The organism is Mesorhizobium sp. Cs1321R2N1, assembly GCF_037179725.1.
Classification (GTDB): domain Bacteria; phylum Pseudomonadota; class Alphaproteobacteria; order Rhizobiales; family Rhizobiaceae; genus Mesorhizobium; species Mesorhizobium salmacidum.
The window spans coordinates 1-22,101 of sequence record NZ_JAPYKP010000071.1; the positions used below are offsets into that span (position 1 = coordinate 1).

Genomic DNA, 22,101 nt, shown 5'->3' on the forward strand with positions numbered 1-22,101 from the left:
AACCATCAGCCAAATGAGCGATGATCCCCTCATCAGCCTGCCAGCTGTGGCACGCTGATCATCCCGGCCCCTTGCCGGAGAGCGCGGCGACCAAACCGTCAGCTACACCACTCCCTGGGACACGATCAGCAATTTCTCCGGCGGAATCGACGGCCGCCCGATCGGCGAATACAACCGCGAAGTCCAGCTACAACGCCGAAAGTGCCTCGGTCACAATCGCTCGGATCGACCGAAGCGGATGAACGCGAGGCAATCATCTGTCGCGTTGCGGGAGCGCGTCGGATTTTGTTTGACGCAATTCCCATCCGTCGATGGACTTCTGCAGGTCGGTGGATATGGCTTGCGCGGTGTTCGGCGCGGCCCATGAATGAGGGCAACGCTGACCGAGAATGAGATCAGCAAAGCAAAGGCGGTCGCGAACAAAACGTGGCCCTCTTTGGAAAGCACGAGCTTAACCGCCGCCAATCCGGTTCGTTCATTCACGATCCGTTAGCCTGTGTGTCGTGGTTAATCCATGCTTAACCGGCCGTGCGCGGCCATTTGCTAAACCCGCATAGGGGGCGTAGGCTCAGACATCGGCCGCCGATTTATCCGGATGCTGCCGACAGTGAGAGATACGTGCTCTTGCCCGATAGGGAGAGGAGCCATGGCTCAATCCACTTTTCGCAACCATGTTTTGAATACCCTCACGCCTGAGGATTTCGCGCTTTTACGGCCATCGATGCATCACGTCGAACTGGCCATCAAAGCCCGGCTAGAGATCGCATATCAGCCGATCGAGCACGTCTATTTCCCCGAGACCGGTATCGCATCGGTGGTCGCCGCCATGACCGGAGGGCGGCAAAGCGAAGTCGGCCTGATCGGCTATGACGGCATGACGGGCATTGCGGTCGTCCTCGGCCAGGACAGGTCTCCCAATGAAACCTATATCCAGGTCGCCAGCAAAGGCTGGTCCCTGCCGGTTGAACCGCTTCGCATTGCGATTGCCGGGAGCCAGACCCTTCAGCCGTCACTGCTTCGCTACGCTCACGAATTCCTGATCCAGTCGTCGCGAACGGCGCTGGTCAACAGCCAATCGACAATTGAGGAACGGCTGGCCCGCTGGTTGCTCATGGTCGACGACCTCATCGAAGGAGACAAAATCAACCTGACGCACGAATTCATGGCCACTATGCTTGGTTCCCGACGCCCCGGCGTCACCACGGCTCTCCAGATGCTTGAATATCGAGGGCTGGTCCACGCCAAGCGCGGCGAGATCACGATTGTCGACCGCACCGGAATGATAACACTCACGCACGGCGCGTATGGCGACGAGGAGCAGCGTCACTTCGACATCACCAACAGCCGACTGTCGGAATCGGACATGCCCTTGAAGGCTGTCAGATCTTGGCGCTAGATCATATTGGTCTGGGTTCAGGGAGGTGTTCTTGATGACCAACTCTTTTCATTCCATCACGGTTGAAAGAGCCGCCGAGGCCTATGTTCTTTCCAGAGGCAAAGCTCGCTTCCTCTCGATTGCACAAGCAATCCGCGCCATCCGAACACTCATGCCGACCTGTAAGACCTCTGACCGCCAATTAGAGGAAATGTTGGCGGCAGCATCCATCGTTCACGGCGTGGCTGTGGCTTTCGATAAAACGACGGCCGACAGCGTAGCACCCCAGCTCCATTCTTAGGTGGCCGGATGCTTGCGTTCGCCCAGAAGGCTGCTTCTTCGGACGTTCGCCAAGCGATCATCCGCCAGCTGATTGAGGACATCGGCAGGCCGTGCATCTCGATAGCAGAGGTGATTCAGGCAACCAGACGAGCTTTTCCACTTTGCGAACTGACGGATTGGGAGCTCGGCAACTTCGCTGCGCGAAGCGCGATTGATGCCGGATTTGCGATTGAGTTCGACGCAGCTGTACCTTGATCGCAAGCTCGGCTGCGCGTCCTTCGAGCGATCATGGGGCGATCATCAGGCTCCCGTGCGAACAGTTGGGTTTAGAACTTCTCCGCACAGTCCATGCTTGCCGGCGCGATCGCCGCGTAAATTCCTTGGAGTTTCCATTACATACCTCCCTTCCAAGCGCCAGCATCTGCAATGAGGAGGTTGTTTTGGTTCCGAAATGCTTTTGGGCGGCACCGGCAAATTCCGCTTGGCGGCTGCTGTCAAGCGTCTCCTACGCCATCAGTCAGGGGTGTAGGGCACCGATCCGTTTTTGCTTTGCGTCGAATCTCAAAGTCAGACTAATTTCTCAGGCATTCGATTGAGGGAGGGCACATGCTAATTTATCAAAGAGCCAAAGAAGCTGGCGTCTTCGATTCCTCCGACGTCGCTCTGCTAGGTCGCGTGTTCGAGAAGTTGAAAGCTGAGGGCCAATCGCCAGAGGGACATGAAGCGCTCGCCTCCCGCGTAATCGCAAACTATCAGGCCGGAATCAGAGACGAGGAAGAACTGGCGGCGGTTTCCAAACTACCTCTGGGGCGGTGAAGTGCATCTTGTGCCGTAGCGCATCTGCCTTGTCGAAACAGAGCAAAAAGCCCGTCACCTGTTGGACGGGCTTCTGACTTGCGGGTGGGAGTGTACCCAGTCGTACTCGTAGATCGGATTGCCGAAATAGAGATAGGTGTCGCGATTTTCTTCGCGTAGCGGCATGGCCGTCATGCCCCGCTGGTAGCTGGGCTCGAAATGTTCAAGGATGACGCGCCATGAGCTGTCGTCTCGTGCGCTTCCTCGGTGGGCATTCATCGACGATGATGAGATCGAAAAAGTCCGGCGGAAGTCACGGAAAAGCCCGGCACGACGCTCGTCCTCGGCAAGAGCCTGATAGACAGTATCTCGGCAGCTTACCACCCACCGTGTTGTAAGGGGCGATGAGGTGGTTCACGCGCTCGACTGTTTCGATCCCGCTGCCGCCTGATAGCGCCGCCAAAGATCATCAGGCGTGGGGAAATCGGCGATGCGCGTTTCCGTCCCCTTGAAATACGTCGATCTCAATAATACTACCAGCAGATCGCCATCAACCGGACGGTTGAAGCCATCCTTGCCGGAAAGAAGCGCCTGCTTCTCACCATGGCGTATCGCTGCCGTTAGTGGCATAGGCGTATTTGAGGCCGAGGATGTCCGCATAGTCGCGGGCCTGCTGAACCGCGGTGCTCGCAGATTTGTAACCGGCCTTCGCCTCGACCACAGCAAGCGGGAAATCCCTCGTAAAGCGAAGCAGGTAGTCAACGCGCTTCGGCGGATTGCGTACAAAGCCTTCGCCTACGGGGATGACGCGGCCATCTGTGACGGTCCGCTGCTCGGCGATGGAATGAGGCTCGTGATCCCAACCGGCGGATTGCAGCTTGGGCACGACAAACTTTCGGCACGTGTCGGCTTCGTTCGTCATGTTCCCCCACTGCCCCCCGAGCTGCGGTTCTATCCTGCGAAAATCAGCTTCGCGATTCGCCGCGCGAGCGCTATGATTCACCGAGGCTCGAAATCCAGAATTTCGCACACGACTGCGAGCCTGTGGACTCTTGCTTTTGATCTCGCAGGTCTATTGGCCGGCAACCGAGAAGCTCAACCGTCTTGCCGATTGTCAACATCTGGTCTGTCTTACGTACCAGAGAACCGCGTCTGACCGCTCGCATGGCAAATTGGCAAAATCGGCGAGGACGGTCCATCTGGCCGAGCCTTCACGCATCGTGTTCGCGCTTCTATGTGTTCGCGCTTCTATTCTGCCGCGGAAACCTTCTGACGGCCGGATGCACGATAGGGATCGCCACCATCGCCAGTGAGATCAAGGTGGTATCGACGAGCGTCGAGAAGCTCAATCAGTTTGGCATGGTCTTGTACCCTGCATTGAAGACGACCATTTTCAAGCTCTTTGAACTTAAAACCATGCTGAGCTGCGAGCGCTTCAATTGGTGCACGCTGGAATGCCGCCAGATTAGCATTCCCAGCCACTGAGGCCGCATGACGTGCCACTCTTGGATGGCTCCCAATTTGCTCCACAATCCTCGATAAATCGAGAAAGGTGATCGCGTCGTGGATAGCCTGGACCTTTGCGGCGGCAGTTGCAGCAACGTTTGCTACAATCTTCGCCACCTGCTCCATTGGGCCGACGTTCAAAATATAGACGTGCGCATCCGTGACGATGACGTCGAACTCCTGGTCGAGGCGAAGAACGTTCTCCTGGATCATAGTGAGTGTGTCGTCTACAAGGCGTACCAAGCGGTTACGTGCCTTTATGGTACCCTTCAAGCGCGTAGCCTTCTTTATCCCTATCGCACGGCGGCCCTGATCATCTGTGAACTCAGCGAAGTAGTAGTCCATGTCCTGAATATGGTCTTGGACGTTAGCAAGATCGTCGAGAGCCCCAGCATCAAATATCGCTGACAAATCACCCATGAACTCGTTTTTTCGCTCAGCGTAAATTCGCCTTTTCGCTCCATAATCTTCCGAAATATCGTAAGCTTCCCAGCCCGTCTGAACTGCCTCGAACGAATCAATCGTATCTCGTAAAATCGTCCGCAGCGTGTCTTTCGTTGCTGCGTCGGTCGGAACAAAGTGCATGTTGCCATTGCTGCGCAACGTAACTCCAAAGTTTACCGCAACTATCGCCATGGGGTTAAATTCGGCTTCAATCATCGTCTGCCCTATCAACAAGTACGTTGCCCCCGAGTCGGTATCCGGTTAGCGGCTCCCCGTTCACCAAATAATGCCTTCGAGAGATCACTGCATACGTGACGAGTCGCTCACCCTCTCGATCCTTGGATGTAGTACCGCCCCGAGCTTCAACAGTAAATATGCGATATCCACAGAGTGCAAAAATCAGATTCATGTAGTGAAGGCGCATATGCCAAAACAAAAACATGACAAAGAGGAACGCAATTGATATGGCAGCAATATCACGCACAGCAGTGAGAGTGGCTTGGAATAGCGGGATGAGCATCGCAAAAAGATACGTCAGGAGGTGCTCCCGCTGATCACGCGCTGACTCCACAACAATTGTTTTCTCATTCTGGTTTGCACGCGCTCTTCGAAAAACCAGACAGAGAATTGCAGTCGGCAGTATGAAAAGGAAGACGCATGTGGGGATCCACAGCCTGTCAGAGATTGGAGTCACTCCCCGCACCGCCCACAGGAGAAAAACCGGACTTAAGCTCGACCAAACTAAAACAAATCGGACGAAGCCAAGCCCTTCGCCCGCGGTAGCTCTCGGCATACATGCCTCCAGTAAAAAATGAGTTAGCTCTATGTTCAGGATCGTAGACGAGATGGGCGTCTCCGGGAACCTCATGGCGCGTTTGAAGTCTAGGCATTGAATGGGCACAGTGGACGCTCAGCCAAGACATGTCTACAACTGGTATTGCCGTACTGGGGGGTGAAAATGGCGGAATTCAAGGCTGTTAAATCGCGAACGACCATCAGGTCAGCGATGAAGAGGTGGCAGAAGGCCTTTGTTATGCTGGGCAGTCTGAATCACGGGTTCTCCGGGCTGATTTGGGTTGAGTCCTCCGGAATCTGGCTACGCGTTGGAGGACGGGAAAGAGCTAAAGGCTTTAGGTACTGGAACGGGATCGGTGATCGGCTCGGGAGCGGGAAGGGCAGAAACCTTCTCGTCGAAATAAACCCGCCGGATGGAGAATTTCCGGGCCGTTTCCAGGGCCTTGTGGCACATGATGGCGCGAGGCGATTGTGGGTTCTGCACGCAGGTGAAATAAACATCGAAGGGATGCCCGTCCACCTAGGCGATCATGTCCAAGTGCACGGTTTGCCATCGGTCGATGTTCATTTTTCAAATGGGAAAGTTCGACAGTATTACAAAGTGGCATGCCTTGATGCGAATGAGCAATCGATTGTCGGTTCTACCAAAATATTTGCGGACGCATGCCGATTGGTCCGCATCAGTACCGGCGCTCAGTCTCAGTCGGCTGTCGAGATTGCATCTCAAGCCAAGATATTTGAGGAAGCGCTTGGCCCATATCTCGTTGGCCCCCAAGGCGCGAAATGGAAGGACCGCACTCATGCCCGAATTTGGCATGCGTTAAAACAGGCCTTGGAGGCCAAAGGTGTAAAGGTCGCTAACGAACGGGTAAGTTCCTTGGGGCCGGACTTGTTCACCTACGACGAGCCTGTACCGAGGCTTTTTGAGATTAAAACGGCAGCGGGCTCATCTGATTACCTCAAGGCAATCGGCCAACTGATCGTATACGAAAGGTTGCTGAAGAGGGGGTTCAGGAAAATGATGGTCGTCCCGAAGGACCTTCCTCCCGCTTTGAAAGAAATCTTGGAAAGCCTCGAGATAGGCGTTGTGACCTACGGCACGAAAAAGGGCACACCGCTCTTCAGCGGCCTTTGAACAAGACCTAAGCGTTACAAATAACGCCCTTAACAGCCACCCGACTTGCGAGGAATAGCTTGACGTCCAAAGACATTGACGCCTGCCCAAAATGCGGTTCCTTCGAGCGGCGACCTCGTGGAAACTGTGCTCATTGTCACCGCGAGGCAGCCGCTCGATATCGCGCTAGAGTGAAGAGCGCACAGGGTACTCACACGAAAGCGGAGTGGCTTGCCAAGGCAGCAACCTATGGTGCTTGCCCGAAATGCAGCCGCACGTGGGATCAGGTGGAGCGTCCAAACGCCCAGCGCCTACCATTTACAAAGGGCCACATCATACCGTTGGCGCGGGGTGGGACGAATAGCATCGAGAACCTTCAGCCCGAGTGTTCGCGCTGCAACTATGGGGACCACGGAGCTCATTTTACTCGACTGGCCCGCAGATAGGCGCGTGACCAAAATTCCGCACGCTGGCCGCCGAGGATTTCGTGGGGCGTCCGCATAGGGACGCGCGAAAAAAAATCCAGATCGCCTATGCGGGGGACCGCGACATGGATCGTTACAAATCAAACGAGTTGGGCTAATTGTGCCGCCAAATTCGGAACCCTGAAGCACCAAGGAGAGACCATGGCGACTGACGATTTGGATTTGGAAGCGCTGCTCGCCGAGTTCAAAGCGGAGCGAGAACTCGACGAAGCCGACCTACCTCCGTCTACGTTCACGGCCCACCCAAAGAATCCGAGGGCGAGTGCGCGGAGGAAGCTTCGGCGACGCATCGTAAATCTGGAGTTGGCGCTGGAAAACGTCGAGTGGGCTATCGGGGAGGTCTTTTCAACCGCTGGCCGCGTCAACAAGGAGAGCGAACTTAGGCGGCTGCAAGCGGCAATTGCCGCCTTCCGGGAAGAGACAGGACTCAGGAATTCCATTCAGGAGGACTACGCGCCGACCTCTGACGACGCGCTCTTCAAGATGTTCGAGGCCGCCGAGCAAACCACCCGGAACGCGATTGCCAACAGCGCCCCGCTGATGAGTTCGCTCGACCTGTCCCCCGCCAAGGATGAGGACGACTAAGCCCTCGAAGGTCCAGGATTATCCTGATCTCTACTGTGCAGGGTGGCAGCTATGTACGCGCCAACCTACAAGGGCGCGCTCGACTGGTCTGCCCTCCACGCCCGACACAGGCCCAAGTGAGGGCAGGGGATATCTCGCCCACATTCCCTCGTAGAGGTCGGTGTGCCAGTAAAGAGAAGGTAGCGATAGGGCTGACCATAGTTTCTGAAATCATAGAGAGCTCTAATCCTCTATCAGCGAGCGCCCGGCATACGGCGCCTGGGGCAAGCCGAGAACGCGCGCAAGCGTCGGCGCAAACTGGTCCGCATTTGCCTCGTCGACGGTCCGCTGGGCAACGCCGATGCCGGACAGGATGAACATTCGGTCGTCCTCACGGCTGCCCGGCCGAAAACCGTGGGTTGAGATGGCGCGCGGCCTGCCCGTCGCAGAGAGCGGGGCGGACGCATGCCTCGCTCGCTCCTCGAAGGAATGCCGAGGCGGCGCGACGAACATCGCCACAGCCCCGCGGAGTGGCTCCGGTAGATGCAGATCGTTCCAGAGTTCGACGCCGTAGGGCGACAGTCGCTCAGTGGCTCTGTCAACATCGCCGGGCGTTTTGAGGGAGACGTAGAGGCTGGCGCCTTCGGTCATCCAGTGCATGTCAGGGATAATGGCCTCTGGAAAAATCGCCGTATCGACCGGACCGTGACCGTGGTCGCTGGCGATCGCGATCACATAGTCGCCGAGCCGTCCGTTCCGCTCGAGAACTGCCAAGACGTTACCCAGCAGCATATCGGCGAACTGCATCGACCAGATCGCAGTAGGCGTGTCGTACCCGAGAGAATGCTGGAATGCATCCGGCATCTCGATCTCCGTCAGCACGAGATCCGGCGGCCGGTCGGAGCCGAGCAGAGCCACGACGGCGCGATTGAGAAACTGATCGAGTGCGAGGCCGGCCAGCAGGTGCGGCGCGCCGTCATCAACTGACTCTCGGAACCAATCCATTTCGGTCAGGCCGGCGCGCGCGAGCCGATCTTCGGGATCGTGGATTGCGCGCGAGGCCGCCAATGCTTCGGGAGTGGTCATCTTTCCGAAGCGATGACCGGTCACGAAACTACGCAACCACCAGGGCGGGACATAGATGGAAGTATCGTCCAAAGCGATCAACGCATGGCCGATCGCCGCGACATCCAGGCCGGCGGCCTTGGCATGGGTGGCAAGAGTCGGCGCCCGCAAATCCTCAGCTAGCGGCGCCATGAAGATGTCACCGCGGAAGATATGATTGCCATAGACGCCGTGCACTTCGGGTCCAACGCCTGTCAACATGGTTGCGCGGCCGGGGACAGAGGTGGCCGGCACGGCCGATTTAAGCCGGCGAACGCGCAGGCCAGAAGCCGCGAGACGGCTCATGTTCGGGAGGCGGTGCGCATGGGCTTCGAAAGTGTCGGCGCTGACGCCGTCGACGAGTATGGAGATCAGCTTTCTTTGCATGAAGGTCCGTCATTTTAGGGTCGGGTCGAGTTGATCGCGCAACCAGTCGCCGAGGACGCTTACTGCCACGGCGGTCAACACGATGACGAGACTGGGAGCGAGCAGCATCCAGGGGGCGCGGGTGATATACTCGCGGCCGGCGGCGACCATGACGCCCAGGCTGCTCATTGGCGGCTGGACGCCAAGGCCGAGAAAGGACAACCCGCTTTCGACGAGAACGATTTCAGGAAATGTCACTGTTGCCGCGACCAGAAGCGTTGCCGCACTGTTGGGCAGGATGTGCCGAACATAGACGCGCAATGGGTGGGCGCCGAGCTGGCGGGTTGCACTCGCATAGCCCTGCGCACCGGCGGCCATCGCGAGTCCCCGGGCAAGCCGCGCATTCCGCTCCCAGCCGTACAGCCCCATCAGGGCGACAAACAGCGTCAGCGAATTGCCCAAAAAGGCGAGCATGGCCAGCGCCACGATGAGAAATGGTAACGAAGCCTGGACGTCGATCATCAGGAGCAGAACGTGCTCGACCAGCCGGCGAAAATAAGCGGCGGTGAAGCCGATCGCCGTGCCGACGAACACGCTGATCGCGGTCGCGCCGAAGGTGACCAGCAAGCTGGTGCGGATCGAGTAGATAAGACGCGAGCCAACGTCACGGCCGAGATCGTCAGTTCCAAGGATATGCAGCATCGTCCCGCCGAACCCCACAGGCGGCGCCAGACGATGGCGCAGGTCGATCGCAGTAATGTCGTAGGGGGCAATGTGCGCTGCTACGAGTGCGGCCACGACCATGAGCAGAACCCAGCCCGCTGCGACGCGTGTCGGCAAGTCCATCCAGGAAGTCGTCTGAAGCCTAGGCATCATGACCGGCATCTCAATGCGATCCAGCGGACGATGCCCGCAAGCGCGGATCAACTACGCCATAGAGCAGGTCCATCAGGAGGTTGGCCGATGTCATGGTTAGTGTCACAAGCAGAAGGATGACCTGAACCACGGCGAGGTCTCGGTTGGCAACCGAGACCACCAGCAACTGGCCGATGCCGGGCCAGCCGAATACATTCTCCACCAGGACCGCGCCTGCAACTTGTCCCCCTAGCATCAGGCCGAACAGCGTCAGCACAGGAATGATCGCGTTCGGGAGAGCATGATGGCGAACCACCTGCCGCCAGGTCACGCCCTTGGCGCTGGCCGCGACGACGTATAGCTGTGACAGAACCTCGATCATGGCACTGCGCGTGAAACGCGCGATAATGGCCGCCCCGCCAATGCCGAGCGTCAGAACCGGCAGGACAAAACCGGCAGCCCGGTCTGCGCCGCCTGACGGGAACAGGCCGAGTGTGACCGAAAAGATCAGGATCAGGAGCAGCCCAAGCACGAAGCTCGGTACAGTGAAGCCGAGAACGGTCAGCATCATAACCGATCGATCGACCCAGCTGTCGCGATGCATGGCGGCATAGGCGCCGACGGGAATCCCGATCAGCATTGTGAGTATCAGCGACGGGATCATCAGCGCCAATGTCAACGGCACGCGCTCGAGCACAATATCCAGGGCTGGCTTTCCGCCCAGCATGGAATTGCCGAAGTCGCCATGAAACGCCGCCTGGATGTAGCGCCAATATTGCACCGAAAGCGGTTGATCGAGATCCCAATGCCGGCGAAAGGCTTCGAGGTCGGCGGCACGAGCGCTGGGACCGAGAATTTGCAAGGCTGGATCTCCAGACGCGCGTAACACCACGAAGGTAAGGGTCACCACAACAAGGATCGAAAGTGCGGCACGCAAGACTTTCGGGCCAACAAAACGAATGATTGTCGCGGTCATCGATCCCTCACACGATGGCAGGCGACCTCCCGTTTTGAATCCAGTGGCAGGAGTTCGGGCAGGCTTTGTCGGCATATGTCGTGCGCTAGTGGGCAGCGTGAATTGAACGGACACCCGGAAGGCCGATCGGTGGCGCTCGGCGGCTCGCCCGAGAGCGGCACATATTGGTCGAAGCCGCCCGGCAGCCTTGGCATGGCCGACACGAGCGCCTGCGTATAGGGATGTGCGGGGTGGTCGATGATGACGTCGGCGCGCCCCTGCTCGACGACGCGGCCCAGATACATCACCGCAATGCGATCGCTGACGTGACGCACGATCCGCAAGTCATGGCTGATAAACAATATGCCGAGCCCAAGCTCCTGCTGACGATCCACCAGCAGGTTGACGATTTGTGCCTGTACAGAGACGTCGAGCGCCGAGACCGGTTCGTCGCAAACCAGAAGCGACGGTTTTGGTGCTAGCGCACGCGCCAGCACGACGCGCTGGCGCTGTCCGCCGGAAAGCTGATGCGGGTAGAGCATGTGGTGGTCTTCGCCAAGTCCCACTGCTTGGAGCAGCTCTTTTACCCGCTGCCGCCGGCTTGCGGCATCGCCAACTCCGTGAATCTCCAGCGGCTCGGCGATGAGGGCATCAACCGTCATGCGGCGGTCGAGCGCCCCCAGCGTGTCCTGAAAGACCAGTTGCATCTGCCGCCGCTGTGAGCGCCACTCTTTGCTGCCGATCCGCGGCAGCAAAGAATCTTGAAACAGCACCCGGCCGCTGTCCGGCGAATCCAAGCCGAGCGCGATCCGGCCGGTGGTGGATTTGCCGCAACCAGATTCGCCAACAATGCCGGTCGTTTGCCCCGCCTCGACGTTCAGCGACACGCCATCGACCGCAGCGAGATATTTCCGCGGTCCGAGAATCGACGAGCCGACCGGGAAGCGGCGGGAAACGCTTTCGAGACGCAGCAAGGTCATCGCTCGGCTGCAGCCTTCAGGCAGTGCACGGAATGCCCGGCAGAAACCTGCCGCGCTTGCGGTCGGGCTACGGCGCATGCAGCGACGGCGTCCCTACATCGCGGTGAGTAGGCACATCCAGGCGGCAGGTGTCGCTGCGGTGGCGCGCCCGCTATTGCGGTCAACCGTATGCGCGGTCCACACGATGGCGGAATGGCTCCGATCAGGTCGCGCGTGTAGGGGTGCTCCGGCGCTGTCAAAAGCGTGAGTGTCGATCCGGCTTCGACGATCCGTCCGGCATACATGACGCAAACCCGATCACAGATGGCCGCTACTGCCGCTAGATCGTGGCTTATCATCACCAAGGCCATGCCGGTGTCTTGCTGGATCTTCTTGAGCAGCAACAGGATCTGCGCCTGCACAGTGGCATCGAGCGCAGTCGTCGGCTCGTCGGCAACCAGCAGTTCGGGCCGGCCGGCAAGCGCAATGGCGATCATTACGCGTTGGTTTTGGCCGCCCGACAACTCGTGCGGATAGGCATTGACCCTATTTGCAGCATCCGCGATGCCGACTTGGTCGAGCAGTCGACGAGTCTCAGCCCGAGCGGCGGGACCGGTCAAGCCGCGATGCAGGCGAAGTGCTTCAGCAATTTGCGCGCCTATGCGATGCACCGGATTCAGGGCGCCGGCCGGATCCTGGAAGATCATGGCAATACGCCCGCCACGCACGCGATCCAAAACTGATGACCGGGCGCCAACCAAATCGAGGTCGCCAAGCCACGCTTCGCCCGAAACATCGGCGGATCGTGGCAATAGATCCAGCACCGCCCGCCAGGTCACGGACTTGCCGCAGCCGGATTCGCCGACGATACCAACGGCCTCGCCTTTGCCTACAATGAGATCGACACCGTGTAGGACAGGCACACCCCCGAAAGCGACCGTCAGGTCAACAATCTTAATTGCAGGGTTGGCACAGGAGGGCGGAACGCCATGAGCCGGCAACAGCGCGAGGCTCGCGCTGTTCTTGTAAGACTTGTTCAGCATAGAGCTCAGGCCACCGGCTCAGGCGATATCTTCGGGCCAAGATACATTTGCGGCAATGGGTTCGGCTGCCAACTGACATTCGACTTCTGCCCATAGATAAAGGGCATGGAGTGCAGTGGTGTGATGCAGGGGTCCTCAATCTCGACAATGTCCTGCATCCGTTTGAAGGCCGCCTTGCGCTTGGCGAGATCGGTCGTCGTTTCAAGCTCATGGCCGAGCGTGTTGAATTCGGCATTGGTCCAGCCGCCGCCCGCCTGCAGGTCATTGGTCGGGCCGATAATCTGCCAAAGCATGGAGACGGGATCGGCGTAGAAGGCACCCCCCGACGTATCCGTGATGCCGCCGAGATTGTCGACCTGCGTCCAGTTCTCGCACATGATCAGCTTGACGTTGAGCCCAGCGGCTTTCCACATTTCGACCAGTGCCTGATTATCGGCAAGCTGCATCGGATAGTATGTGCCGACGGAAGGGTAGGGGATTTCCTCGCCTTTGTACGACGACTTGGCGAGGAGTTCCTTCACCAGCGCCGGATCGTAAGACACGCCCTTGCGCCCGGGATAATTGATGGCGCCGAAAATCGGCAACTGCCAGCCATTGAGCGCCTTCGCCCGGCCATTCCAAAGGCCGTCTGCCAGTGCATCTCGATCAATCGCGCAGGCAAGCGCGCGACGCAGGTTGACGTCCTTCAAAATGGGCGTCTTGAGTGGCGAGAATGTGAGGAAGCGGAACCATGTGGTTTCGACGCCGGTGACCGAAAGGCCCTTGACGCCTTCGATCTCCGCAATGTGGTCCGGGGTGATGTCGGTGACGATATCGTAATCGCCCGCCTGCAGCCCAGCGATACGTGCGGCGATCTCCGGCACCCGCTTGAAACGGATCGACGCAAACGGCGGTTGGCCGCCCCAATACTCATCGTGCGCGACCAGCGTGATCTCGTCGCCGCTACGCACGTCGCCAATCTTGTAGGGACCAGTGCCGATCGGCTTTGCAGCCCATGCATCGTAATTCTTTGCAGCATGCCATGCCTTGGCACTGATGATTTGAGTGCCCCATGCTCCAAGCCGGTTGGTGAAAACCGGGTCCTCTGTCGTGGTCAACAGACGGACAGTGCGGTCATCGACCTTCTGCACATCGGCAAGTGAGGAAAGGAAATTGGCAAGCACGGCCGCACCTGGTGCCTTTTCGCCGCGCAGCCGATCCGGCCCGAGCGACAAGACAACATCATCCGCGCTCATTGTGGAGCCGTCATGAAACTTCACATTATCGCGCAAACCGATCTCATACGTTTTCACGTCGATCTGCTTCAAGGATTTTGCGAGTGCGAAATTCAGACGGAAGTTGTCGTTGTAATCTGTCCGCAGAAGCTGGTCGAAAATGCTGTACTGCACTCGCCAGGAAACGTTGGCGATGGAAGCGCTATCCACAGGTTCCAGAATGGTGCGCAGATCCTGGACGGCGATCTTGAGGCTCGGTCGCTGGCCGCCTGCGGCCATGCGCGGCAACGCCATCGCGCCAGCCGCAAGGGCCGTCATGCCTAGAAATGTGCGACGTGTCGTTTGCATATCAAAAACCTTCTCCTGTTGTCGGGACGGCAAGCCGGCCGAACTCCGCTTCTTCCCGAGACGGGCAGAGACATAGCGCAGTTATGTGAAGGTTTTGTGTGGCTTTAAGACGGATTGTGGTGGGTTTGTAATGGAGGCGCAAAGGCATTTCACAAACTGTCGTGAAACGACCGCATTCCTGCGAGCATGCCGCAGCAGGGTCAAGGTCATTTATGCCGGGTTACGACGGCTTTTGCTGCGGATATAGGACTTGGGCACCAGCGGCTTCGATCTGCTTCAGCACGTCCAGTGCCGGCTTCCGGTCGGTGATGATCGAGGAAATCGCTGAATGGGGCAGGATGCGGTAACGCACCGACCAGCCGAATTTGGTGTGATCGGCGAGAACGATGATTTTCCGCGTCTGTTCGCAAAGTGTCGCGGCGAGATCCTGCCCGACCTGTTGATGATCGAAGACGCCTAGAGTGGGATGCACAGCGTTGACCCCGATGAAAGCAACATCGATCTGCTGTTCGCGAAGCGTGCGCAGACCAAGAAATCCTGTCACGGTCCGGAAGTCGGGATTGAATTCACCGCCTAGCATGACCACGCGATGCCGACGGCCGTCGGCAGCTGCGATCGCTATATCGACCATGTTGGTGACGATGCGCATCTCCGGCAAAGCCGAGATGCGACGAGCCAATGCCAGCACCGTGCTGCCGCCCCCCAAGAAGAGGTTCTGCCCGGGCTTGAGAAGACCGAGCGCTATCTCGGCAATAGCGTTCTTTTCCGCACGCTGAGAAATCGCGCGCGACGAGACGGCCAATAACTTAGGCTGCTGCGTGGCGACGGCCCCACCATGGACGCGCACGACCAAGCCGTCCTGCTCGAGCTGTTTGATATCCCGCCGCGCGGTCTCCTCAGAAATGTTGAATTGCGCTATCACATCTCGGATACGGACTTCGCCATCCGTTTGGATCATTTCGATGAGCTTCTTGTGGCGATTGTGGCTAAGTGACATTCTTCCCTCTCACGGTATTTGCGCGAAACTAGCGAGCTCGAAGCGCAAACGCCATCGTGGAGAGCAGGTTGGCCTGAATGGAGGTAGCGTCATTCGGCAAAGCATGCCGCCCGGGCCGCAGACTGAGCTGACCGCGCCCACATTCGGCGCTCGGCTAGATCGCGCCCGCGGCTTATGCTGCTAATCTCATTGCAACGCGCGATCGGCTGTTCAACCCCGACCAGCTCCGCCGATCACCCGTTGCTCAACCCGCGCCACACGGCGTCCAGGCCCGGTAACGAGGCGCCGGAGCGGATGGACGCTGACCGATACTGGCCTACTGAAGATGAAATGGCTGGCGATGTAGCCGGACGCCACATTTATGACTATGCCCAGAATAATGGCTCCGAAGAGTAACCCGTAAAGCGCCTTCCAACGAGTGAAACGGCGCTCACCAACTCCAAAATGATAGACGATTGCTGGGAAGAACATCTGCGACAGTAGTGGCACACCAAACATCGCCAACAGCACGACGATGAGAGCTACGCTTGGGTTGCGATTGAACAGCCCCGGAAACGCAAATACAGCCGCGACGATAAATGGGAACGTAATCAGTAGGATGATTGAGAAGAAGGCTACCCCGGCACCCTAGCCTATCAAATTCAAGCCGCTGTACCAGGCCCTGCTCGACTGGAGGCATTCCGAAAATGGCGGGTGAGATCGCGATCGCTGTGACAAGATCTGCCTGGCTTCAGCGGCACGACGCCGCCTCAGGGCGGCGCGGCCTTCTCGCCACAGAGTTGAGGCATGGCTCAAATCAAGTAACCGACGTATCCCATTTCACAATGCTGCGGACCCGTCCGCGCCAACAGTGTTATCGAAATGCGGATAGCTTTTTTTGTTGCGGCTGCCGTTGCGCAGGATCTAAGGTCGGCTTTGGGCGAGGGGGCATAATTGTCAGAATCCGAAAAGTCAGTCTTCCAAAGCGATATACCGCTAAGGGAGAAGCTCGAGCGCGCCAGGATGGAGCTGCTCGACCTTTCCGCGCGCAACCGACTCTTGAACGTTCCGCGTTTTTCTAAAAGCGCTAAAACCATCGACGTCGTCGATGAGCGGTCATCCGAGATTTATCGGTTGCTGGTAAATGAAGGTAAGGCCTTTACCTTCCTCGCCGGTAAGCCGGATAGGCCAAAGGCCGGTCAAGAGAGTGCCACTGCGGATAACGAGATCGACTACTCGCCGATTTCCCTTGCTCAGCCCGAAGACGACGAGGTGGACGATAGGGGTGTGTCCTCGCGACATTCGGACACCAAGCTTCAGACTCGCATGACCCCAACCGGTTTGCAACGCAGGCTGCTCGATCTCTACCACGATGCGCGAACGCTAGAAGAGGAGCAGGGCGTCAACATCCTCTTTCTGGCTCTTGGGATGCTGAGGTGGATTGACCCGAATAACAAGGAAAACATCCGTCAAGCTCCGCTCATTTTGGTGCCGGTCCGTCTCGAGCGAGGTACGGCTGGGGAAAAGTTCCGGCTACGCGGCAGACCGGAGGATCAGAGCGCAAACCTCTCCCTCGAGCTCTATCTTGATCGCATGCACAAGCTCGCGATGCCGAGCTTCGATGCGGGAGATGACTTCAACGCCGCAAAGTATCTCGATGCCGTGGCCGAGGCAGTCTCAACAAAAGAGGGTTGGGAGGTGCTCCGGGACGATATGGTGCTAGGCTTCTTCTCGTTCGCGAAGTTCTTGATGTACCGAGATCTTGATCCCGAGATCTGGCCCGAGGGTTCCAAGATCATCGAACAAGCGAAGGTCCGCTCGCTCCTTTCGGATGGTTTTGAAGCACGCGAACCGCTGATGTCTGACGATATCGCGATTGATCCGCACATTGCGCCTGCGGAGATGTTGCATATCGTCGACAGCGACAGTTCCCAGACGCTCGCGATCCATGATGTCAGGAAGGGTCGCGACCTTGTGATCCAAGGTCCGCCCGGGACAGGAAAATCGCAGACGATTGCAAACGTTATCGCGTCAGCCGTTGCGGACGGTAAGACCGTGCTTTTCGTGGCCGAAAAAATGGCCGCGCTGGAGGTCGTGAAGCGTCGCCTCGACAATGCCGGGGTAGGGGATGCCTGCCTGGAGCTCCATAGCAACAAGGCGAACAAGCGCATGATGCTGGAGGAGCTGCGTCGTACTTGGCAGCTCGGATCGCCTCAAGGACAATTCCCGTCTGCGCTCCCCGATCAACTGTTGCAGGCGCGCAATAAGCTCAATGCTCATGCCGACCGGATGCATGTCCCGTTGGGCGCATCCGCCCTGACGCCCTACCAAGTTTTCGGCCAGATGACCCGCCTCAGGCAGAACGGGCAAAAACCCGTAGATATCGAACTTGAAGGTGCGACCGATTGGACGAGTGATGGCGTTTCGGCACGCCGGAAGCTGCTTGACGAGGTTTCTCAACGCATCAACGAAATTGGATTGCCGATCCACCATCCCTGGAGAGGTGTTGGCTTGGATGTCGTTCTGCCAACCACCGTCGAGCGGCTCGTCCCGCGCATCGGGTCTTTGCTAGATCAAGCGAAGGCCGTGCAGGCCAAATTGATCGACATCGCCGCGCGGATAGAAGCCGGGCCCCCGCAAATTCTCAGCGACAGCGGCGACATAGAAGATCGCGCAGAACTTCTCGCGTCCGCACCAGAGCTTCCCGCCGACGCGTTGGTCTCGCCGGTGTGGGATGCCCAGCCTAAAGAGATCTCGTCGCTTCTTTGGACAGGATCGGATTTCGCCCGCAAGTTCGAAGACGTTTCGCAGCATTTGGCGGCGACGGCGATCGACACCCCAATTGAAGATCTTGAGACAGACCTTGCAAACCTGCCATCGGAATTTGCGAAAGACGGCTTTGTTCGCGCGCACCACCTGACCGTTCTGCTCCCACGATTGCGGGATGAAGCGGAGAGGTTGAACCAAGAGCTGGGGTCGACGGCTGTGCCGGACACGCTGGCAGGGCTCGTTAGATTAATTGTGACGGGGGAGAGAGTTGCGGCTGCACCCGACGCAAGCCCCGAAGCGTTTGCTGCGACCGTCTGGGACTCCGGACTTGAACAAGCGGCTGAGCTTGCCGAGAGCGTCGCGATCCTTGAAGCGATCCAAGCAGAACTGAAAGGGAGGGTTGTCGATGCTGCCTGGAAGATGGACGCAGCGCCGACAAGGCAGGCCCTCGCCACTCATACCGGACTGTTGAAGGCATTGAGCGGCGACTACCGTCGCGCCAAAGCACTTGTGCGATCCCTTCTGGTCGATCCTAACGCGCCGTCGACAGAGATAGTGCGTCTCCTAGACCTGCTGATGAAGGGGCAGGCCGCGGCCGCAAGGGTTCGTGATGGCGACGCCTTTGGTCGTTCCGCCTTCGGAGCAGATTGGCGGGGTGAGAGATCATCTTCGGCACCGCTCTTAGCGTTAGTGGAATGGATGCGCACGCTAAGAGGGCTTGGGTCGGAACCTCGAATTATTGCCGGACGGATGGCAGAACGCTCCGAAGCGGGGGCGCGGGCGCTACGAGTTCGCAAGGTGATCGATATCGGCCGACCGCTGATCGAGGGTTTCTGGAACGATCTCGGCCACCTTGCGCCGTCCATGCTGGGTGATGTGGCTTCCGCCGAAAGGGCTTCACTGAAGCTGATGGAAGTGAAGGCGCGTTCCGTGGCACAAGCGGACGAAGCGTCTCGAGACGTTCTGGCCAGCGTGCCTGGTCAGTTATCCGACCGGGTGGAGCTCGTCCGGCGACTGGGCGCGTTACAAAAGCTCGCTCAAGAGATCGATGCCGCTCAAGGTCTTGGCATTTCCGCATTCGGTTCGTCATGGCTCGGGCGAGGATCCAACTGGGCCGCGCTTACGCAGGCCGAGCTCTGGTTGAAAAGCAATAGCACACTCCGACATCTAGTCGCCCGTTTGCCTGAGAGAGCCGAGATCGCGAACTCAGCTCGTTCTACTCGAGAGGCGACGCAGGCAGCAGCGCTGCAATTGAAGGCGCTTGCGGAGGATTTGAAAGCAGATGCTTCGTCTCTTTTCGGAGTAGGCGATTTCTCGGATATCGTGATTGCCGAGTTGATTGCTCGATTGGAGGGCTGGGTCGGGCATCAGGAACAGCTCTCGAAATGGGTCGCCTACGAAGAACGATCGGACAATGCTCGAAAGGCCGGACTAGGGCAGTTGATAGACGGCCTGGCCAATGGCCAAGTTCCGACCGCATCGGCGCGATCGGTCTTCGACATGGCCTATTACGAGAGAATGCTGGCGGCGATGGTGAATATGGAGCCAGAGCTCGGGAGGTTTGACGGCGAGCTCCATTCCAGAGCTGTTCGCGACTTTGCAGATTTGGACCGACAAAGGATCAAGGCTAGCGCCATCGAGGTCGTGACCGCGCATCATCGCAAGATCCCTTCAAGGGATGGCGGAGCGGGGCCAGTCGGTTTGCTTCGATCTGAGATGGCGCGCAGACGAGGCCATATGCCTATCCGGCAGTTGATGCTGAGGGCAGGGCCTGCTGTCCAAGCGCTGAAGCCAGTGTTCATGATGAGCCCACTTTCGGTGGCGCAGTTCTTGTCGCCCGGTCGTATGTCGTTCGACCTCCTGGTTATGGACGAAGCGTCTCAGATTCAGCCGGTCGACGCACTCGGCGCAATTGCCAGGGCGAACCAGGTGGTCGTCGTGGGCGATGAACGCCAACTGCCGCCGACGACGTTCTTTGCGAAGATGACAGGCTCGCAATCTGAAGATGACGAGGGAGAAGGTGCGCAGGTCGCTGACATCGAGAGTATCCTCGGGCTTTTCACGGCCCGTGGCTTGCCGCAGCGCATGCTTCGCTGGCACTACCGCAGCCGACATCAATCGCTAATCGCCGTGTCGAACAGCCAGTTTTACGAGAACCGGCTGTTCATCGTGCCGAGCCCTTATACCCAGGAGGCCGGCATGGGGCTGCGGTTCCATCATGTGCCTGAGGGGGTGTTCGATTCAGGTGGTACCGGAACGAACCCGATCGAGGCGCGGGCCGTAGCGGAAGCGATCATCCGTCACGCGAAGTCGAATCCGCAAGAGACTCTGGGCGTTGCGACTTTTTCTGTTAGCCAGCGTCGTGCCATCCAAGATGAGCTCGAAGCCTTACGACGGCTGAATCCCGATACGGAAGACTTCTTCCACGCCCATCCGAGTGAGCCGTTTTTCGTCAAGAACCTGGAGAACGTTCAAGGCGACGAGCGGGACGTGATCATGATCTCGGTGGGATATGCCAAGAACGCCCAGGGCTACATGGCCATGCGCTTCGGCCCACTTGGTTCGGAAGGCGGCGAGCGTCGCCTCAACGTCCTCATAAGCCGGGCTAAGCGTGCCTGTGAGGTGTACGCGTCGATAACAGATGAGGACATCGACCTTGAGCGCGGAAAGGGGAAGGGGGTCTTCGCCTTCAAGCTCTTTTTGCACTACGCGAGGACTGGACGCATCTCGCTCGCGCAGACGACGACCCGGGAGATGGATTCAATCTTTGAAGAACAGGTAGCCAATGCATTGATTGAGCGAGGCTTTCAGGTCCATGCACAGGTAGGCATCGCAGGCTTCTTCATCGATCTGGCCGTCGCTGATCCGGAGCGGCCAGGGCGGTATCTGCTGGGCATCGAATGCGACGGTGCTGAATATCATTCTTCACGCTCCGCCAGGGATCGGGATCGGCTGCGCCAGGCTGTGCTCGAAGACCATGGCTGGATCATTCATCGCATTTGGAGTGCTGATTGGTTCCAGCGTCCGCGTGAACAGCTTGAGCGGACGGTGTCAGCGATCGAGGCCGCAACGAGAGAACTCGCCGAACGTGCGGAGTTGGGAAATCAGAGAAGCCGTGCCGCTGCAGTACAGGTCGTGACGGTAGACAGAGGTAACATCACAGAAATCGGCTTGGAAACCACGAACGGAGCCGCGGCGCCAGACCGAGCCTACGCGGAAGCCAGGGTACAGAGACCGCACGGACAGTTTGAACTACACGAGACGCCCACCGGTCTGCTGGCGGGGATGGTCGAGCAAGTCGTGGCTGCGGAGACTCCGATCCATCTCGACGAGGTGGTCTCACGAATCCGGGATGCGTGGGGCCTGCAGCGGGCCGGCGGCAGAATCCAGGACGCAATCGAGCGCGGCCTTGTTGTCGCCGAATCTCGGGGAGCAGTGGCACGGCGAGGAGACTTTTGCTTCAAGCCCGGCGCCTCTATCCGGCTGCGAGACCGTAGTGGTGTGATGTCCTCTGGATTGCGCAAGCCTGAAATGATCTCGTCGGAGGAAGTTGCTGAAGGAGCAATCGAGGTGGTGAGATCCAATCTCGGCGCGACGGAGGACGAAATCGCAACGAGCGTTTCGAGGATGTTGGGCTTCAAAGCCACAAGCGCTCAATTGAGGCAATTGATTTCGACGGCGGTTGCCGGTGCCGTCGCGAACGGATTGTTGCGAAACCAAGACGGATTGCTGATCGACGGCGCATACGGTCAGTGAGACATCACCGTCAATGCGGGGGCGGCTGCCCTCGCTAGATCTGACGAACCTGGGACGAGGTCTGTCCTTGGTTGGAGGCTGAATGGCGTTTCGATTTGTTCACACCGCCGACATCCATCTGGATTCACCGCTGCGTTCGCTTGCGCTGCGAAATCTCGAGCTCGCGGAGCTCGTGGGTGATGCCAGCCGCCAAGCCTTCGTTTCCATAGTGGATTTGTGTCTCGAGGAACGCGTGGATGCGCTGGTCCACGTCAGGCCTTTTCTCGCCGGCCCGGTCAGTCGTGCGGCTGGAGAAATCGTCGCTGGAGCCATGGGTTCGGAAGTCTGATCACCCGAGCCACCAATCAGGAGAATACGCCGTGATGTTCCATCATGTCCTCATTGCCCGCATCCTGG

16 protein-coding genes and 3 pseudogenes are annotated in these 22,101 nt (G+C 58.5%); 9 read left to right on the top strand and 10 right to left on the bottom strand.

The genetic code is table 11. The annotated features are described in order from the left end of the window. Window positions 1–126: 126 nt before the first annotated feature. A pseudogene (locus O7A61_RS18460) lies at window positions 127–247 on the bottom strand (IS5/IS1182 family transposase); the annotation flags it as partial. A 399-nt stretch (window positions 248–646) separates the two neighbouring features. Between O7A61_RS18460 and O7A61_RS18465 the strand changes: the two are divergent. The 4 genes from O7A61_RS18465 to O7A61_RS18480 all read left to right on the top strand — a co-directional run bounded on the left by O7A61_RS18465 (window position 647) and on the right by O7A61_RS18480 (window position 2,473). Beyond that, window positions 647–1,396 (top strand): Crp/Fnr family transcriptional regulator, encoded by a 750-nt coding sequence (locus O7A61_RS18465; RefSeq protein WP_337131030.1) that lies wholly within the window; start codon window positions 647–649, stop codon window positions 1,394–1,396. Between the two features lie 34 nt (window positions 1,397–1,430). Continuing rightward, window positions 1,431–1,676 carry a hypothetical protein gene (locus tag O7A61_RS18470; RefSeq protein ID WP_337131031.1) on the top strand — a complete coding sequence of 82 codons (246 nt, stop codon included), beginning with the start codon at window positions 1,431–1,433 and terminating at the stop codon, window positions 1,674–1,676. Between the two features lie 8 nt (window positions 1,677–1,684). Beyond that, window positions 1,685–1,912 (top strand): hypothetical protein, encoded by a 228-nt coding sequence (locus O7A61_RS18475; protein ID WP_337131032.1) that lies wholly within the window; start codon window positions 1,685–1,687, stop codon window positions 1,910–1,912. Between the two features lie 351 nt (window positions 1,913–2,263). Next, window positions 2,264–2,473, top strand: coding sequence for a hypothetical protein (locus O7A61_RS18480; protein WP_337131033.1), 210 nt, complete (start codon window positions 2,264–2,266; stop codon window positions 2,471–2,473). A gap of 102 nt (window positions 2,474–2,575) precedes the next feature. On the opposite strand, the pseudogene O7A61_RS32630 reads toward O7A61_RS18480, so the two are convergent. Both O7A61_RS32630 and O7A61_RS18495 read right to left on the bottom strand, forming a co-directional pair. Next, a pseudogene (locus O7A61_RS32630) lies at window positions 2,576–3,374 on the bottom strand (DEAD/DEAH box helicase family protein); the annotation flags it as partial. A 326-nt stretch (window positions 3,375–3,700) separates the two neighbouring features. After that, window positions 3,701–4,618: a Kiwa anti-phage protein KwaB-like domain-containing protein gene (locus tag O7A61_RS18495; protein WP_337131036.1), complete on the bottom strand. Its 918-nt coding sequence runs from the start codon at window positions 4,616–4,618 to the stop codon at window positions 3,701–3,703. A 742-nt stretch (window positions 4,619–5,360) separates the two neighbouring features. On the opposite strand from O7A61_RS18495, the gene O7A61_RS18500 reads away from it, so the two are divergent. The 3 genes from O7A61_RS18500 (at window position 5,361) to O7A61_RS18505 (ending at window position 7,381) form a co-directional block, all read left to right on the top strand. After that, window positions 5,361–6,332: a hypothetical protein gene (locus O7A61_RS18500; protein WP_337131037.1), complete on the top strand. Its 972-nt coding sequence runs from the start codon at window positions 5,361–5,363 to the stop codon at window positions 6,330–6,332. A 170-nt stretch (window positions 6,333–6,502) separates the two neighbouring features. Continuing rightward, complete coding sequence (locus tag O7A61_RS32635) at window positions 6,503–6,757, top strand: HNH endonuclease (protein WP_442921088.1); 255 nt, start codon at window positions 6,503–6,505, stop codon at window positions 6,755–6,757. A gap of 180 nt (window positions 6,758–6,937) precedes the next feature. Continuing rightward, complete coding sequence (locus O7A61_RS18505; protein WP_337131038.1) at window positions 6,938–7,381, top strand: hypothetical protein; 444 nt, start codon at window positions 6,938–6,940, stop codon at window positions 7,379–7,381. A gap of 222 nt (window positions 7,382–7,603) precedes the next feature. Here the strand turns inward: O7A61_RS18505 and O7A61_RS18510 are convergent, their stop codons facing one another. The 7 genes from O7A61_RS18510 to O7A61_RS18540 form a co-directional block, all read right to left on the bottom strand. Continuing rightward, a complete protein-coding gene (locus tag O7A61_RS18510; RefSeq protein WP_337131039.1) occupies window positions 7,604–8,851 on the bottom strand; it encodes an alkaline phosphatase family protein in 1,248 nt (415 codons plus the stop codon). A 9-nt stretch (window positions 8,852–8,860) separates the two neighbouring features. Next, window positions 8,861–9,715 (bottom strand): ABC transporter permease, encoded by an 855-nt coding sequence (locus O7A61_RS18515; protein ID WP_442921018.1) that lies wholly within the window; start codon window positions 9,713–9,715, stop codon window positions 8,861–8,863. A 1-nt stretch (window position 9,716) separates the two neighbouring features. Next, a complete protein-coding gene (locus O7A61_RS18520) occupies window positions 9,717–10,661 on the bottom strand; it encodes an ABC transporter permease (RefSeq protein WP_337131048.1) in 945 nt (314 codons plus the stop codon). Further along, window positions 10,658–11,620 carry an ABC transporter ATP-binding protein gene (locus O7A61_RS18525; protein ID WP_337131040.1) on the bottom strand — a complete coding sequence of 321 codons (963 nt, stop codon included), beginning with the start codon at window positions 11,618–11,620 and terminating at the stop codon, window positions 10,658–10,660. The genes O7A61_RS18520 and O7A61_RS18525 overlap by 4 nt, the downstream gene beginning before the upstream one ends. Then, window positions 11,617–12,642, bottom strand: coding sequence for an ABC transporter ATP-binding protein (locus O7A61_RS18530; protein WP_337131041.1), 1,026 nt, complete (start codon window positions 12,640–12,642; stop codon window positions 11,617–11,619). The genes O7A61_RS18525 and O7A61_RS18530 overlap by 4 nt, the downstream gene beginning before the upstream one ends. Window positions 12,643–12,647: 5 nt before the next feature. Then, window positions 12,648–14,204, bottom strand: coding sequence for an ABC transporter substrate-binding protein (locus O7A61_RS18535; protein WP_337131042.1), 1,557 nt, complete (start codon window positions 14,202–14,204; stop codon window positions 12,648–12,650). A 220-nt stretch (window positions 14,205–14,424) separates the two neighbouring features. Beyond that, entirely contained in the window at window positions 14,425–15,201 is a 777-nt protein-coding gene (locus O7A61_RS18540) for a DeoR/GlpR family DNA-binding transcription regulator (protein ID WP_337131043.1), read from the bottom strand. A gap of 1,002 nt (window positions 15,202–16,203) precedes the next feature. On the opposite strand from O7A61_RS18540, the gene O7A61_RS18550 reads away from it, so the two are divergent. Further along, a complete protein-coding gene (locus tag O7A61_RS18550; RefSeq protein ID WP_337131044.1) occupies window positions 16,204–21,705 on the top strand; it encodes a DUF3320 domain-containing protein in 5,502 nt (1,833 codons plus the stop codon). An 82-nt stretch (window positions 21,706–21,787) separates the two neighbouring features. Next, window positions 21,788–21,952 (top strand): annotated as a pseudogene (locus O7A61_RS18555) (DNA repair exonuclease); the annotation flags it as partial. Window positions 21,953–22,101: the final 149 nt, after the last annotated feature.